This is a genomic window from bacterium, from assembly GCA_023150945.1.
Classification (GTDB): Bacteria; Zhuqueibacterota; Zhuqueibacteria; order Zhuqueibacterales; family Zhuqueibacteraceae; genus Coneutiohabitans.
In genome coordinates this window covers 18,741-35,599 of sequence record JAKLJX010000039.1, presented here as the reverse complement: position 1 = coordinate 35,599, position 16,859 = coordinate 18,741, and the positions used below count along the sequence as shown (strand labels likewise).

At 60.2% G+C, this 16,859-nt stretch carries 8 protein-coding genes; all 8 read left to right on the top strand.

All coding sequences use genetic code 11. The features are described from left to right. Window positions 1-129: 129 nt before the first annotated feature. The 8 genes from L6R21_27210 to L6R21_27175 all read left to right on the top strand — a co-directional run bounded on the left by L6R21_27210 (window position 130) and on the right by L6R21_27175 (window position 16,821). Window positions 130-1,542: a hypothetical protein gene (locus L6R21_27210; GenBank protein ID MCK6562896.1), complete on the top strand. Its 1,413-nt coding sequence runs from the start codon at window positions 130-132 to the stop codon at window positions 1,540-1,542. A 1,046-nt stretch (window positions 1,543-2,588) separates the two neighbouring features. Further along, the gene (locus L6R21_27205; protein ID MCK6562895.1) at window positions 2,589-4,229 is read left to right on the top strand and encodes a transporter; all 1,641 of its coding nucleotides are present in this window, start codon (window positions 2,589-2,591) and stop codon (window positions 4,227-4,229) included. Window positions 4,230-4,391: 162 nt separating this feature from the next. Then, on the top strand, window positions 4,392-5,858 hold the full coding sequence (locus tag L6R21_27200) for a potassium/proton antiporter (protein ID MCK6562894.1): 1,467 nt from the start codon (window positions 4,392-4,394) through the stop codon (window positions 5,856-5,858). Between the two features lie 247 nt (window positions 5,859-6,105). Then, a complete protein-coding gene (gene chrA, locus L6R21_27195; GenBank protein ID MCK6562893.1) occupies window positions 6,106-7,305 on the top strand; it encodes a chromate efflux transporter in 1,200 nt (399 codons plus the stop codon). A 112-nt stretch (window positions 7,306-7,417) separates the two neighbouring features. Next, the gene (locus tag L6R21_27190) at window positions 7,418-8,944 is read left to right on the top strand and encodes a sigma-54-dependent Fis family transcriptional regulator (GenBank protein ID MCK6562892.1); all 1,527 of its coding nucleotides are present in this window, start codon (window positions 7,418-7,420) and stop codon (window positions 8,942-8,944) included. A 99-nt stretch (window positions 8,945-9,043) separates the two neighbouring features. Continuing rightward, complete coding sequence (locus L6R21_27185) at window positions 9,044-11,368, top strand: protein kinase (protein MCK6562891.1); 2,325 nt, start codon at window positions 9,044-9,046, stop codon at window positions 11,366-11,368. Between the two features lie 364 nt (window positions 11,369-11,732). Next, complete coding sequence (locus tag L6R21_27180; protein MCK6562890.1) at window positions 11,733-15,032, top strand: protein kinase; 3,300 nt, start codon at window positions 11,733-11,735, stop codon at window positions 15,030-15,032. A 457-nt stretch (window positions 15,033-15,489) separates the two neighbouring features. Further along, window positions 15,490-16,821: an RNA polymerase sigma factor gene (locus L6R21_27175; protein ID MCK6562889.1), complete on the top strand. Its 1,332-nt coding sequence runs from the start codon at window positions 15,490-15,492 to the stop codon at window positions 16,819-16,821. The last annotated feature ends 38 nt before the right edge of the window (window positions 16,822-16,859 follow it).

Genomic DNA, 16,859 nt, shown 5'->3' with positions numbered 1-16,859 from the left:
AGGCCTTTAAATTGTGCATGTCTACAAGATAACACAAAATATTTAATTGTAAAGCTTATTTTTTAACAAACCCTTAGTTGACGGCGGCCGCCCAAGCCAATCATGAAAAGTGCATCAGCAGGGAGGCACATGCGCACTCTTCCAGTTCAGACTTCTCCGCAACCAGAGCACGCCGCGTTTCACCTCGATTTTATCTGGGTGGCGCTCGCTGCAGCGCTGTTTGTCGGTTTCGCCATCGGCGCGCACGTGGCCGCGGTCATTGGTTTTGACTTTCCGCTCGGTCCGGGATTCTACAGCTTCATTCAAGTGCATGGCCACGTTCAGCTCGTTTCCTGGGCCGGGCTGTTCATCATCGGCATCAGCCTGCACTTCATTCCCCGGCTGGCGGGCATTCCGCTGACAAAGCCGCACTGGCGGAATCGCATTCTCTGGCTGCTGGCTGCCGGCTTGTTGCTGCGCAGTTTGGGCCAGAGCCTGCTGCCTTATCTGCAGGAGAGCGCCTGGCAAGTGCCAGTAGCGTGGGCCGTGGCAGTTTCCGGCTTGCTGGAGTGGGCCGGCATTCTGGCCTATGCCGGCTTGCTGGGGAGTACGATGCGACACGTCGCGGACGCCGAGCAGCGGCCCGCGCTGGCGCAAGTCAAGCCGTTCTTTCTCATGATGCTCGCCGGCTGGAATCTCTACAGCCTGATCAATGCTGCCCTGCTGATCCAAATGGCGCGGCAACGCATGATCGTCGTGCATCAAGCGTGGAATGAGTTTGCCATTCAAGCGCTCATCGGCTTGGTGCTGCTGCCTGTGGCGTTCGCGTTTTCCGTGCGCATGTTTCCGCTCTACCTGCGACTGCCGGCGGCCTCTTGGCCGGTGCGCGGTTTGGCATTTGCCTATGCGCTGGCGCTGAGCCTGCAATTGATTCCCCTGCTACCGCCCTTGGCCGTTTTGCCGACGCAAACGCCGCTGTTGCTCTCAGCAACCGGTGTCATTGCCAAAGGCGTGGTGATTCTCGTCTTCGTGTGGCAATTGGATTTGCTCACGCGCTGGCGCCTGCCCTGGACGGTGAATCGTGTGTTTCACCCGGGGCCGGAGCGCCCGCCGACGCGGCCCGGCCTGCCCGACTACGGTGAGTTCGGTCGTTTCGAACGGCTGGTTTATGCCGCTTACTTTTGGCTGGTGCTGGGCGCGGTGCTGGATATTCTCTCCGGCGCCAGCAAGATTTTCGATTTCTCCCTGACCCACAGCAGCGATGCCAGCCGCCATGTCTATTTGCTCGGTTTCATCACCTTGTTGATTTTCGGCATGTCGGTACGCATGCTGCCCGGCTTCCTGCAGAAGAAGCAGGTCTGGAGTCCGCGCCTGGTGGGCGCCACCTTTTGGCTGGGCAATCTTGCCGTCGTGCTGCGGGTAATGCCGCTGCTCATGCCGATGGCAGTGTTCGAAGCTTGGCCTGCCATTGCCGTGGTGACGCAAGCGGCGTTTGGCATGTCGGGCCTCGCGGGCCTGGCCGCGATTCTGTGTTTGACCATCAATTTGATGAAGACGCTGTGAACCGACACGCCGCCGAATTGAGTTTTCTTCCGTTGGATGAGTGTAATTTCGGGCAGTATTGATGCGGGTTTCAGGGCAATTCCGGAAATCTCCAAGGCTTTCGGGTTTGGGCAGAAGAATTCACGCGCAGCAGCGAAGGCGTAAAGGCGCACGCAGATTTCCGCGACTGCGACGTTCGCGGGCCGCGTGCAATGGCTTGCGGGCAGTGTCCCGGGAAACGATAAGGCCTCTCGCACATAGCCCCAAGCGGCGGCATATCTGAGGTCATTCCACGGCGCCCTTTTGGGCCTTACAGTTTTTTATGATTACCAACTCCACAACGCGACGAGCCGCAACCAAAAAAGAAAAACAACAGCGCACGCAAAGACGCAAAGATACGCAAAGAAAATCTTGACTTCAGACTTTCATGAAGAGAACAAATGATTGAAAAACCTTTGCGGGTCTTTGCCGCTCTGCGTCTTTGCGTGAATTCTTTTAGCAAGAATCTCAAAAGTTGGAGATTTGAAAAAGTGTTACGAAACCCGTATAAACACAGATCAAAATGGCACTCCTTGAAAAAATCTTTGCTTTTTTTGCACAAATTTGACTACTAAGGCACTACGCCAGATTTCAGACAAGCTGAAATCTGATGCCCTGCGGGCAGTAATAAGCCCGATTCGTACACTGTTGCCTCGCACGAGGTATCCACCACCACTGTCATCCAACTGTCATCCAGTAAGGATCTTGTGAAGAGTGAGGCACACGCCCCTCGCCATTTACCTCAGAAGCTCACCGCCGAGACGCTGAGAACGCAGAGAAAGGCTTTTGGGATCGTGCAGCTCTGCGCTCTATGGGTCTCCGCGGTTCAAATGTTTGCCTTGTGGTTCAGAATTTTTCAGAATTTTATTCTGAGTTTGGTTGACCAATCCGTCTAGGGCGTCGCCCTTCGCTTTTCCATCTCGCTCCAGTGGAGCTTTTTGCTGTGTCCCAAAATTCGCTTAATCGTTGCAGTTCCAACTTGTCTCCTTGTCTCCTTGTCCAACTCGTCTCCTTGCCTCATGAATGACGTGACCCAGATTCTGCTCGATCAACCGCTGTTGCTGCTCTTCCTGGTGGCGGCCATCGGCTATCCGCTGGGGCAGATTCGAATTCACGGCAGCAGCCTGGGCGTGGCCGCGGTGCTGTTCGTCGGTTTGGCCTTTGGCGGCCTGCACCCCGAGCTGAAGCTGCCCGAGATCGTCTATCTGCTCGGACTCGTCATCTTCGTCTACACCATCGGCCTGAGCAGCGGCCCCGGTTTCTTCACCTCCTTTCGGCGCAGCGGTTTGCGCAACAACCTGCTTGTGCTCGGCATGCTGGTGCTGGCGTTGTTGGTGACCGTGCTCTTGCATTTTGCGCTACGCCTGCCACCGGCGCTGACCGCCGGCCTCTTTGCCGGCAGCCTGACCAACACGCCGGCACTCGCGGGCGTGCTCGATCAAGTCAAACGCTATGCGGCCGGTCCCGAGAATCAGCATCTGCTCACTGATCCGGTGATCGGCTACTCGCTCGCCTATCCCATGGGCGTGATCGGCGTGATCCTGGCGATTTATCTGCTGCAGCGCTTCTGGAAGATCGATTACGCCCGCGAGGCCGCCAGCCAGCGCGAGCTGGGCGCGATGGGCGCCCGTCTGCAAAACCGCACCATTCGCGTCACGCGGCCGCAATTCCTCGGGCAGACACTGCGGGAGCTGAAAGCGCAGGAGGGATGGCAGGTTGTCTTCGGCCGGATGAAGCGCGAGGGCAGGTTCTCGCTGGCCGGCGAGCAGACGCGCTTTCAAGCGGATGATCTGTGCAGCGTCGTGGGTACTGCCGAAGACTTGGAGCGCGTCACTGCGGCCCTGGGGGAAGCGAGCAACGAACGCCTGGATTTGGACCGCTCCCAGCTTGATTATCGCCGCATCTTTGTCTCCAATCCCCAAGTTGCCGGCCATCGTCTGCGCGATCTCAATTTGCCGCAGCAATACGGCGCGGTGGTGACGCGCGTGCGCCGCGGCGATCTCGAATTCCTGCCGCACGGCGATACCGTGCTGGAGCTGGGCGACCGCATTCGCGTGCTCACCCGCCGCGATCACATGGAAGCGGTGAGTGCATTCTTTGGCGATTCCTATCGCGCGCTCAGCGAAATCGACATTCTCACTTTCAGTCTGGGTCTGGCGCTGGGTTTGTTGGTGGGATTGGTGCCCATTCCCCTGCCCGGCGGCGTGGTGATCAAACTCGGCTTTGCCGGCGGCCCGTTGCTGGTGGCGATGATTCTGGCCACGCTGCGCCGCACGGGACCGTTGGTTTGGAACATGCCCTACAGTGCCAATCTGACGCTGCGGCAAATCGGGTTGATTCTTTTTCTGGCGGGGATCGGCACGCGCTCCGGCTATGCCTTCTTTTCCATGCTCACGCAAGGCAACAGTCTCGCCGTGTTCGCTGCCGGCGCGGCCATCACGCTGGTGGTGGCGTTTCTCACCTTGCTGATCGGCCACCGCCTGCTCAAAATACCGATGAGCGTGTTGATCGGTGTGCTCGCCGGCTTGCAGACGCAACCGGCGGCGCTCGGCTTTGCGCTCGAGCAAACCCGCAATGATATCCCCAATCTCGGTTATGCCTCGGTTTATCCCCTGGCGATGATAATCAAAATCATTCTGGCGCAGGTGCTGCTGACGGTGCTGCCTTGAAGCGGGAGGCCGGCGGTCTTCCTGTAAGCTGCCGTCTTTGTGCTTTGATATTGCCGGCCGATTCCTAAATTGTCATGCAAGCAATTCGCACTGATCGAGTCTGAATCATGCGCGGCTCGCGGCCCTCTGCTAGCCAGCTGCTGAAACAGTGAAGGACGGAAGTTGACGTTAGAGCATCTCCTGCTGATCGGTTCCGTGCTGATCCTCTTCAGTCTCGGCATGGCCAAGTTCTCTGATAATCTCGGAGTGCCGGTATTGTTGCTGTTCTTGGCGATTGGCATGCTGGCCGGCTCTGAAGGCCCGGGTGGCATCTACTTCGATGATGCCGGCACGGCGCAATCAGTCGGCATCATCGCGCTCGTTTTCATTCTGTTTGCCGGCGGGTTGGACACGGATTGGAAGGCCGTGCGTCCGGTGCTGTGGCCGGCGGCGGGATTGGCGACGGCCGGCGTGTTTCTCACGGCCCTGATCGTCGGCGTGGTGGCCCACCTGTTCTATCCGTTTTCCCTGCTGGAGGGACTGCTGCTGGGTGCCGTCATCTCCTCGACGGATGCCGCGGCCGTGTTCGCCGTCTTGCGCGCGCGCAGCGTCAATTTGCGCGGCAGCCTGAAGCCGTTGCTCGAGCTGGAGTCAGGCAGCAATGATCCCATGGCCGTCTTTCTCACCGTCGGCCTGATACAAATCCTGACCATGCCCGAGGCCTCGTTCTCAAAAGTGGCGCAATTGTTCCTGCTGCAGATGAGTGTGGGCGCGCTCTGCGGCATTGGCCTGGGGAAACTGTTGACCGTGCTGCTCAACCGGGTGAATTTTGCCCAGCAGGGCTTCTATCCGGTCTTGGTGCTGGCTTATGCTGCGCTCGTTTATGGCCTCACAGCGCTGTTGGGCGGTAGCGGTTTTCTCTCCGTCTATCTTGCCGGCATTGTGGCCGGCAACAGCGAATTCGTCCACAAGAAAAGCTTGCTGCGTTTCTTCGATGGCCTGGCCTGGCTGAGCCAGATCGGCATGTTTCTCACGCTCGGGCTGCTGGTGTTTCCCTCGCGCATCGTGCCGGTGATCGGCGCCGGGTTGCTGGTTTCCGCCGTGCTCATTGTGGTGGCGCGGCCGCTGAGCGTGTTTCTCACGCTCGCCTTCACCAAATTCAACTGGCGGGAAAAGTCCTTCATTTCCTGGGTGGGATTGCGCGGCGCGGTGCCGATTATTCTGGCCACCTTTCCGCTGCTGGCCAACCTGCCCAACGCCGAGTTGCTGTTCAATCTCGTTTTCTTCATCGTCTTCACTTCCGCGCTGTTGCAGGGATGGTCAATCCCGGCGGTCGCCCGCTTGCTCAAGGTCGATGCGCCGATGGCGCGCCGGCGCGAGTATCCCATCGAGTTTGCGCCGGCGGTAGGTATGGATACCGACCTGGTTGAGTTCGTGGTGCCTGCGCGCTCCGCCATTGCCGGGAAATCATTGGTGGAAATCGGCATGCCGCGCGACAGTCTGATTGTGCTCATCAGTCAAAATGAAGAATTCATCGTGCCCAGCGGCGGCACGGTGATCAACGAAGGTGACGTGGTTTTGGCGCTGGTCAACAAGCGCAACCTGCCGGAGGTGCGGGCGATCTTTTCCAAAAAAATGGAGGGCGCGTGAGGCGGGAGAACATCTTCGCCACCGACAGCCGCGTCAGCCCGTGCCGTGCTTCAACCAGATCGGCACCTCCATCCAACTGCAGAGATGCGGAAAACTGTGAATGGCCTGGAGTCGTATCCAAATCTGCACAAGTTCCTTTCTGGATGACACGGGCGGGGTATTCCTTTTGAGTGGACTGCACCTCAGTCGGCAGTCTCGCCGATTTGACGCCGTGCTTCAGAAACCCAAGACAGCACTTGCCACAATCATGCCCTCCAACCTCAGCAAGCAGCCGGCGACTGCACCGGCAGATCACAAAGCCAGCCTGGCGGAACTGGCGCGAGTCTTCTTCAAGTTGGGCGCCATTGGTTTTGGCGGACCCGCGGCGCACATTGCCCTGATGGAAGAAGAAACCGTCAAGCGCCGCAATTGGCTGAGCCATGAACAATTCCTCGATTTGCTCGGCGTCACCAATCTCATTCCCGGGCCCAACTCCACCGAGATGGCAATTCATCTCGGCTACGTGCAAGCCGGCTGGCGCGGTCTGGCGGTCGCGGGCCTGAGCTTTATTCTGCCGGCAGTGACGATCACGCTGGGGTTTGCCTGGCTTTATGTTCGGTTTGGCACCGTGCCGCAGCTTGCAGCTTTCATGTTTGGAATCCGTGCTGCCATCATCGCGGTTATCCTGGCTGCGGTTTTCCGGCTGAGCCGTCCGCTGCTCGGGAAATGGCAGCTTGTGGCCATGGGGTTGGCGGTGACGGTGCTCAGTCTGTTGCGTTGCGATGAAATCGCCTTGCTGTTCGGCGCCGGGCTGTTGAACGTGATCGGCGAGCAACCTCGCTTCCTGTGGCAACGCTTGACCTCCCGCTTCCATATCGCAGTGCTGCCCGCATTGGCCGCGGTTTTTCGGGGAGTGGGAGCAGAGGTGAGCCCTGCGGCCGCGAGCTTGACCGGATTGGGATTGTTCTTCCTCAAGGTCGGCGCGATTCTCTATGGCAGCGGCTACGTGCTGGTGGCTTTCTTGCAGGGCGGTTTGGTGGAAAGTCTGCACTGGCTCACTCCACAGCAATTGCTCGATGCCATCGCCATCGGCCAGTTCACACCCGGCCCGTTGCTCTCGACCGCAACCTTCATCGGCTACCTGTTGCTGGGATTCCCGGGCGCGGCGGTGGCGACGATCGGCGTGTTTCTTCCTTCCTTCGTTTTTGTGATGCTAAGCAGTCCGCTCATTCCAAAACTGCGCGCCTCGCGGATCGCGCGCAGTTTTCTGAACGGCGTCAATGCCGCGGCGCTGGGTTTGATGCTGGCCGTGTGTGTTGCGCTCGGCCTCGGCAGCCTGACCAGCTTGGCCGCCTGGCTGATTTTCGGCTTGGCGCTGGTGGTGCTGGTGGCCAGGAATGTCAATGCGGCGTGGATCATTCTCGGCGGCGCGATTCTCGGGCAGTTGCTGGCTCCCGCGCTGCCCTGAGCCGTTTACGGCCATTGCATCTTTAGGCAACGCCGCTGGGCAGCGCAAACCATTCGTGTGATAATTTTCCCGCGCCCTTGCATTTCTCCTGCCGGCATGTTTACTTTCGGCCATGAATTTCAATCTGCAAAAAAGCGAAACGCTGCTGGAGCTGGCTGAGCTGCTGACGCAACAGAGCGACTATCGGGAAAGTGTGCATCTCATCTCCCTGACCGCCGGCGTCTTGTTCGATGCCGACGCCGCTTCGATCATTATGATCAATCCCAGCACGCAACAGACGGTCAAGACGATTTTCCGGGGCGGCAAGGAGTTGGGGGTGGAAAAGCATCGCCTGGTGCAAAACCTGGTGATCGGCTGGATGATGCGGCATGAGCAGCCGTTCCTGAGCGCGGATTTGAAAGCGGACCCGCGTTTCCAGGGCGATGTGTTTGAAGACGATGTGGTGCGGGCGGTGATGTGCGCGCCGCTCCGCATGCAGCGCGCCGCCCTCGGCTATCTGCTCGTGCTCAGCGAAAGCCAGGTCGGGCAATTCGACGAATGCGCGCTCAAGCTGTTGCAGCAGATGGCCGCAGTGTGCGCGCCGTTCTTGAGCAATGTGCAGCATATTCAGGAGTATTTCGAAGCGCCGCTGCCGGAGGAAGTGCTGCTGGCGCAATACGCCGGCCTGGGCATGCTGGGCCGGTCGAAGCCGTTCGTGGAATTGCTGCGCGCCATCGAATCCGCGGCGCGTTGTGACGTGCGGGTGTTGCTGGAAGGGCAGAGCGGCACCGGCAAGGAACGGGTCGCGCGCGCCGTTCATCAAGGCAGCCTGCGCAAGTCGCGGCCGTTCGTGGCGGTCGATTGCGGCGCGATTCCCGAAAATTTGATCGAGAGTGAGCTGTTCGGCCACGTCAAGGGCGCCTTCACCGGCGCGAATTATGAGCGCCGGGGCCTGTTCGAAGAGGCGCATGGCGGCACGCTGTTCATGGACGAGATTGCCAACCTGCCGTACGACATGCAGGCCAAGCTGCTGCGTGTGCTGCAGGAGGGGGAGATTCGTCCGGTGGGCAGCAACAAGCCGAAGGCCGTGGACGTGCGCATCATCGCGGCTTCCAGCGCTTCGTTGCGCAAAATGGTGGCGCAACAGAAATTCCGCGAGGATTTGTACTATCGTTTGCATGTTTTCCCCGTTTATGTTCCCACCTTGAACGAACGCCGCCAGGATATTCCGCTGCTCGCCGACCATTTCCTGAAGAAATTTGTCCTGCAACAGCGCAAGCAGGCGGCCTCTTTTCATCCTGCGCTGGTGCGCTTCATGCAGCAGCGGCAATGGAGCGGCAACATCCGGGAGTTGGAAAATTTCGTCGAGCGGCTCGTCACGCTGGCCTCGCCGGAAATGCGTGTGCTGCATCACAAGATCCTGCCGGCAGAATTCCAGCGGGAATTCAAGAAGAACGCAACGATCACCGAGGAGCCGGCGCCCGCACCTTCGCTGACGGAACGCGTGAATGCGCTCGAGGCGCAGTTGATCCGCCAGGCGCTGGCCGAACACGACTGGAATCAGTCGCAGGCTGCCCGTTCGCTGCAAATCTCGGAATACACCATCCGCTACAAGATGGAGAAGCTGGGAATCGTCAAGCCGGAAGAGCCCGCGCAATAAATTCTCTCTCTTGCGACGCGGCCGCCCGCCCGACGCACAAGCCGGCGGAGTTCGCCACGCCATTCAACTCTCATTCTTCATCTCTGCGAGGCATCCACTTTGACCGGAAAAGTCATCTCACATTATCACGTGATGCAAGCGCTCGGCAGCGGCGGGATGGGGATCGTCTATCAGGCGCAAGACCTCAAGCTCAAACGCCCAGTGGCATTGAAATTCCTCTCGCGCGAGCTGACCAGCAACGCCGAAGCCAAGCAACGCTTCGTGCAGGAGGCGCAGGCGGCCGCGGCGCTCAATCATCCCAACATTTGCACCATTTACGAAATCGAGGAGAGCGAGGAGAATTTTTTCATCGCGATGGAGTTCATCGACGGGCACAGCCTGCGCGAACAGCTCAACCAGGGGGCGCTGCCGCTGGCGCAGGCGCTGGCCATCGCGATCCAGGTCGCGGAAGGCCTGCAGGCCGCGCATGCGAAGGGCATCGTGCATCGCGACCTCACCGGCAGCAACGTCATGCTCAGCAGCACGCAACGCGTGAAGATCACGGATTTCGGCCTGGCGCAGTTGTTCGGCAGCTCACTGCTCACCCAGCGCGGCACGGTGATGGGAACCGTGGCCTACATGTCTCCGGAGCAGGCGCGCGGGAAGAAAGTCGATCCGCGCACGGATCTCTGGGCGCTGGGCGTGCTGCTCTACGAAATGCTCACCGGCAGCCTGCCGTTTCGCGGGGATCATCCCCAGGTGGTGATCTATTCGATCATCAATGAAACACCGGAGGCAGTCCTTGCCCGGCGGCCGGACACGCCGCCGGCCTTGGAGCAGATCGTCACGAAGCTGCTCACCAAAAATCCCGACGAGCGTTATCAAACCGCCGACGAAGTGCTGGCTGATTTGCAGCCGCTGGCGCAGGCACAGCTAGCCGGCGTCGCCTCGACGCATCGCCTCGCCGCCACCCCGGGAAAATTCACAAAAAGGATGTTGCTCGCCGGTGTTGTCGGTGCGTTCCTGGCATTGGCGGGCGCGGGTCTGTACTTTCTTCGGCCCGCGGCAAGCGTGATCGATTCCGTGGCCGTGTTGCCGTTCGCCAATCTCAGCAATGATCCTGATACCGAATACCTCAGTGAAGGCCTGACCGAGAGCCTGATCTACAGCCTGTCGCGCTTGTCGCATGTGAAAGTGCGCTCGCGCAGCGCGACGCTGCGCTATGAAGGCCGCGCCGTCGATGCCGGGACCGTGGGCAAAGAGCTGGGCGTGAAGGCGGTCTTGACCGGCACGGTGCTGCAACGTGGCAATCAACTCGCCCTCAGCGCCGAGCTGGTGGATACGCGCGACCAGAGCGTGATTTGGGGCGAGCAATACAACCTTCCGATGGCTGACCTGCTGGCCTTGCAGCAGGAGATCACCTCCGAGATCACCGGCAGAATGCGGTTGCGTCTGTCGCCCAGCGAGCAGATGCAACTGCAGAAGCCTCACACCACCAACAGCGAGGCCTACCGCCTCTATCTGTTGGGGCAACATTATGCCAGCCAGTACACACGCGCCGGGTTGGATCGGGGCATCGCTTATTTCGAGCAAGCCATCGGTCTGGATTCCAGCTATGCGTTGGCGTATTTCGGGCTGGCCTATTACTATGTCGGCATTACCGACTGGTTTGCGCCGGCGCAGGAAGCCATGCCCAAGGCCAAAGCCGCTGCCGAGCGCGCTATTCAACTCGACGAATCGCTGGCCGAAGCCCACGCCTGGCTGGCCGTGGTGCATTTTTGGTATGAATGGAATCAAGCCGCGGCGCAGCGTGAATTTCAGCGCGCGCTGGAATTGAATCCCAATAATGCGCTCACGCGCAGCTATTATGGCGCGTTTTTGGTTGCGACCGGGCATCTCGCGGCCGGCATTGCCGAAGCCGAGCAGGCCCGGCAGCTCGACCCGTTGTCGCCGGAGACCAACTCTTTCCTGGGCGTTTGCCTGTACGCGGCGCGCCACTACGAAGAGGCGCTCGCGCCGCTGCGCACCACCATCGACCTTGCTCCGAGCTACTGGTTCGCGCGCATGTATTTGGCTCGCACCTATCAAAAACTGGGCAGGTGGGAGGAGGCAATGGCCGAGATTCAAACCTCGGCGCAGATGGATTCTGTTTCGGAGATTGCGGGGATGACGGCGCGCGCCCACGCGCTGGCCGGCAATCATCGCGCGGCGCGGCGCCTGCTGCAAGAGATGCTGGCCTGGCCGCAGGATCGTTTCCTGGCTCCGCCCGATGTCATCAAAGTCTGCCTCGCGCTCGGCGACACCAGCATGGCGTTGGATTGGGTGGAGAAAGCTTATGCCGCGCGCAGCTTCATGTTGATTGGAATGAAAGTCGACCCCGAGTATGACCCACTGCGCAATCAGCCGCGATTCCAAGCCGTCCTGCACCAGATGGGGTTGGATTGAGGCGGATTGATCCACCAGACTCCGAAAGAAATGTGAAAGCGCTCGGCAGAATCATGATTTGAAATCACTCTGCCAAAGGTTTTTGTGCCGCCCAGAGCTTCAATATTCAACCGGTTTAATTCTCAAAAGAGCTGCTTGTCGACAGGATTACAGGATGTGCAAGATTTCAGAGAAATCATGTTGATCCTAATATCCTGTCAAAGGGAATGGCTGCCGTGAGGCGACGCCAGTTTTCGGCTTGTCCGAAAACCTGGCGCAGGCCGTGGCCTTGAAAGGAACACCGGCCTTCGCCGTCATCGCACAAAGAATTTGAGAAGATTCAGAAACATTCCCCGGCCATGTGCCGATTCGTCAAAGCCCGACGATGATCAACAAAACAATATCACACTATCGCATTAAAGCAGCGCTGGGCGCCGGCGGCATGGGCGTAGTCTACCAAGCCGAAGACACGCGGCTGCAACGCCAGGTGGCGTTGAAATTCCTGCCTGAAAGTTTGCGGCGTGACGCCGCCGCCAAAGCCCGGCTGATGCAGGAGGCACGCGCCGCCGCGGCGCTCAATCATCCCAACATTTGCACCATCTACGAGGTCGAGGAGAGCGAAGATCATCTGTTCATTGTGATGGAGTTGATCGCAGGCCAGACCCTGCGCGAGCGGGTGGCCGGCGCCGCGTTGCCCCTGGGCTGCCTGCTCAGCTACGCCACGCAGATTGCCGAAGCCCTGCAAACGGCGCATGAAAGCGGCGTCATTCACCGCGACATCAAGAGTTCCAACCTGATGATCACCAGTCAGGACCGGATCAAAATCATGGATTTCGGTTTGGCACGGCTCTCCGGCAGCACGCACTTGACCAATGAAAAAGCCACGGCGGGCACGGTAGCCTACATGTCGCCCGAGCAAGTGCGTGGCAAGAAAACCGATCACCGCAGCGATCTCTGGTCGTTCGGCGTAGTGCTCTATGAGATGCTGACCGGCCGCCTGCCGTTTGCCGGTGAGCATGAGCAGGTGGTGATCTATGCGATTGTCAACGAATCCCCGCAACCGGTGAGTACGTGGCGTGCGGAAACGCCGCCAGCGCTGGCCGGAATTGTTGCGCGGGCGTTGCAGAAGAATCTCGTCGATCGCTATCAAACCGCCGCTGAGATGCTCCGCGACCTGCGCGAATTCGCGCTGACCTCCAATCTGCAAACCTCTTTCGTCAATACCGCCAGTGCGCCGCCCAGCCATTTGCCCGCGCCTGCCACGCCGCTGATTGGGCGCGCTCGGGAACTGGAGACGATTACACAGCTTTTGCTGCGGCCGGAGGTGAGGTTGGTGACCCTGACCGGCCCCGGCGGCACGGGCAAGACCCGCCTCGCTTTGCAGGTGGCCGCCGCGGCGCTCGCCGAGTTTGATGACGGGGTGCATTTTGTTTCGCTGGCACCGGTTTCTGATCCCGGCTTGGTATTGCCCACCATCGCGGAGGCTCTCGGCATCTATCTCAGCGCGCTGCGATCCGTGTCCGAAAGTATCGTTGCGCACTTGTTCGGGAAAAAACGGCTGCTTGTGCTCGATAATTTCGAGCAGGTGGTGGCGGCCGCGCCGCGTGTGGCGGAGATCCTGGCCGCGTGTCCCCAACTCAAAATCCTCATCACCAGTCGCGTGGTTTTGCATCTCACCGCTGAGCACGAATTTCCAGTGCAGCCGCTGGCAACGCCGAATCCTCGCCAGGCGCTTTCTCCGGAGGCCTTGGCGCATTTTGCGGCGATCGAATTGTTCCAGCAGCGCGCCCAAGCGGTGCGGCCGGATTTCATCATCAATGAAGAGAACGCCGGCGCTATTGCCGAGATTTGTTATCGTCTCGACGGCTTGCCGCTGGCCATCGAGCTGGCTGCCGCGCGGCTCAAGATTTTTTCGCCGCAAGCGATCCTGGCGCGCCTGGAAAGGCGCTTCGAGCTGCTCAAAGGCGGGCCGCGCGATATGCCGGCGCGCCATCAAACACTGCGCCAGGCGATTGCGTGGAGTTACGATCTCCTGAGCGGCGATGAGCAAACCTTGTTTCGCCGCCTGGCGGTATTCACCGGCGGCTGTTCGCTCGAGGCGATCGAGGCTCTCTGCCGGGTCCTGGGAGAGCTTGGCGTCTCCAGCCTCGACGGCGTCACCGCGTTGCTCGACCACAGCCTGTTGCGCCAGGTTCAAACCACGGAGGAAGAACCCCGATTCGACATGCTCGAAACGATTCGGGAATATGCCTTGGAATGCCTGCAAGCCAGCGGCGAATGGCAGGCGGCGCGGCGCGCACACGCGGAGTATTTCGTCGCGCTGGCGGAAACCGCCGGGCCCAAATTGACCGGCGCAGAACAAAAAACCTGGCTGGCGAGGCTGGAGCACGAACACGACAATTTCCGCGCGGTGTTCAAGTGGGTTGAAGAAACCGGTGAATACCGCACGGGCTTGCGGCTGGGCAGCATGCTGTGGCGTTTCTGGATCGTGCGTGGCTACTTGCTGGAAGGCCGCGAGTATCTTTCCACCATGCTTGCCCTTCCCGGCGCAGCGGAACGCACCGCGCTGCGCGCCGGTGTCTTGAATGCGCTCGCCACGCTCACTTTCGAACTCGGCAATTTCGATGCGGCGCGCGGTTTCCTCGAAGAAAGCCTCGCAATCGCGCGCGCGCTCGGCGACCGCCGCAACCTCGGCGTGGCCATCAATCATCTCTCCTGGACGAACTTGATTCAAGGCCGCTACCAATTGGCACAAGAGCTGGCCGAAGAAAGCCTGGCGCTGGCACGCGACCTGAACGACAAACGCGGCATGGCGGTGGCCTTCAACAATCTGGGATGGGCCACGGGATTCCGCGGCGACTTGACCGCATCGGTCGCCTATGCTGAAAATGGCCTGCAGCTCCGCCGTGAAATCGCGGATGAACGTGGCGTCGGATTCTCACTGATGAACCTCGGTTGGGTGGAAGGCATGCTCGGCCGCATCGAGGCCGCCAACGCCTTCATGGCACAGGCGCACCACCTGCTGCAAGCCCTGGGTGACAAACAGCTCATCGCCTTTTGCCAAAGTTGGGGAGGCTATACCCTTCTGATCCAGGGGGATTTTGCGGCTGCGCAAGCGCTGCTGGAAGAGAGTGTCTTGATCATGAAAGAGATCGGCAGCAAGTTGGGGTTGGGCTTGAGTACGTTTTGCCTGGGCGTGATTGCCCTCGAACACGGCAACGTCAAGCGTGCGCAGGAACTGGCCGAAAGGAGCCTGGCACTGTTTCGCGCCAATGGTTTCAACTGGGGCATTGTGCGCGCGCTGGCCACCCTCGGCCATCTTGCGCTCGATGCCAATGAGGTGAACCGTGCCTGGCGTTGCTTTCATGAATGCCTGCAGCAATCGCGCGAATCGAATGACCGGCTCGGCCTGCCCTATGCCCTGATGGGAGGCGCGCGCCTGGCGCTTACCGTCGGCGATCTCGCCGGCGCCGCGCGGTTGTTCGCAGCAGCAGAAGGGTTGCATGCCGCTAGTGGCGCGATGATGCCGGAATTCCAGCGCCGGCGCTGCGAGGCCGTGCTCGCCGCAGCTGCTGCCGGCCTCGGCGAAGAAGCTTTTGCCGCTGAATCTGCGGCCGGCAGGGCAATGGCGCAAGAGCAGGCGCTAGCGGTTGCCCTGAAATATTCCGGCCACGCGCCTGCTTGATGACCAGCTCGTGCCTATCCACTAATGAAGAAACCGCCCGGGCGCTCGGCACCAAAGCATGCACCAATCGAATGGAACTCGCTTCTGCTCATGATGAAGTGCCCGGGCGGTGGTGATTTGGGACGGACACGAACGAGTGCGCCGTTCCCTTGAAAAGCGTGTCCGCTATCATTCACATCCCGCTGGGATCCTGTGAAGATTTGGGCACAGTGCCAGGCATTTCAGAAGATGCGTACGAATGACCTAGCGCGAGACCGCTTCGACGAATGCCAGCATTTTTTCGTCGGATAAGGCAAACTCTGCCTTTTGCCGTTCCGCGCCAATCTTCTTGGGTATCGGGTCACATCTTCAATTGAGCGATCATTCCGGTGCCGGGCAGGAGGCTTGCAGCAGGACAAACGAGGCAAGGATTCTTCATGCCAACGCAAAGCGCAACAACACAGAAAAGTCAATTGCAATGACATTTACTCCGCCCTCAGCCGCCTTTTCTCCGGAAACAAGAAATGCTTCCGGGCAGCCCGCCGAGCTGAACAGTGAGGACGCCGCTCGCAAGATTCATGCAGCCGTAGATGCCGTGTATCGCGCCGAGTCGCGCCGCGTGCTCGCCACCCTCATTCGTGTGCTCGGCGATTTCGACCTCGCTGAGGACGCGCTGCATGACGCCTTTCGCGCCGCGTTGGAGCAATGGCCGCGCGACGGCATGCCTGCCAATCCCCGCGCCTGGCTGGTGTCGGCCGGCCGTTTCAAGGCCATCGACGCGCTGCGCCGCCGCGCCCGCTTTGATGCCGTGCAGGCAGAGCTGGCTGCGCGTCTCGACGCCGACAACGTTGCCTCGGTCGAACTGGATGAGGAAAGCGTTGCAGATGACCAATTGCGGCTGATCTTCACCTGTTGCCATCCGGCCCTGTCTCCGGAAGCGCGCCTCGCGTTGACGCTGCGCGAAGTCTGCGGCCTCACCACTGAAGAAATCGCCCGCGCTTTCCTCACCGCTCCCGCGACGCTGGCGCAGCGCATCGTACGCGCCAAGGCCAAGATCCGCGACGCCGCTATTCCCTATCAAGTGCCGTCACGGGTGGATTTGCCCGACCGCTTGGACACCGTGCTGCATGTGATCTATCTGGTGTTCAATGAAGGCTATTCCGCCTCCTCGGGCGAGTCCTTGACGCGCGCCGATCTTTCCAGCGAAGCGATTCGCCTCGGCCGGCTGCTGCTGGAATTGCTGCCCGAGCCGGAAGTGACGGGCCTGCTCGCCTTGATGCTGCTGCACGAATCGCGGCGGCCGGCGCGCACTTCACCGCAGGGTGATTTGATTCTGCTGGAAGATCAGGATCGCTCACTCTGGAATCGCGAACAGCGCGCCGAGGGTTTGGCGTTGGTGGAACGCGCGCTCTCGTCCCGCCGTTTCGGCCCTTACACGCTGCAGGCCGCAATCGCCGCGGTGCATGCCCGCGCGCAGACGGCTGCGGTCACGGATTGGGCGCAGATTGTCGCGCTTTACGATCTGCTGCTGCAGGTGCAGCCCTCGCCGGTGATCGAATTGAATCGCGCGGCGGCCGTGGCCATGCGTGATGGTCCCGCCGCAGGTTTGGCCTTGATCGACGCCATTCTCAGCCGCGGCGATCTGGCCGGCTACCATCTGGCACACTCGGCGCGCGCCGAGCTATGCCGCCGGCTGGGAAGAACGGCGGAAGCGCAAGCTTCCTATGAGCGTGCACTCGGCCTCACGCAACTGGAGCCGGAGCGCAGGTTCTTGCAGCGCCGGTTGCTGGCACTGCGCCAGGCAACGTGAAAAAATGTGTGACCATCGCGTTGCAGCTACGAGCGCAC

Excerpts from the sequence above, each read along its gene's own strand:
- L6R21_27210 (MCK6562896.1), top strand. The coding sequence starts at position 130 with ATGCGCACTCTTCCAGTTCAGACTTCTCCGCAACCAGAGCACGCCGCG.
- chrA (MCK6562893.1), top strand. The coding sequence starts at position 6,106 with ATGCCCTCCAACCTCAGCAAGCAGCCGGCGACTGCACCGGCAGATCAC.
- L6R21_27190 (MCK6562892.1), top strand. The coding sequence starts at position 7,418 with ATGAATTTCAATCTGCAAAAAAGCGAAACGCTGCTGGAGCTGGCTGAG.
- L6R21_27180 (MCK6562890.1), top strand. The coding sequence starts at position 11,733 with ATGATCAACAAAACAATATCACACTATCGCATTAAAGCAGCGCTGGGC.
- L6R21_27175 (MCK6562889.1), top strand. The coding sequence starts at position 15,490 with ATGACATTTACTCCGCCCTCAGCCGCCTTTTCTCCGGAAACAAGAAAT.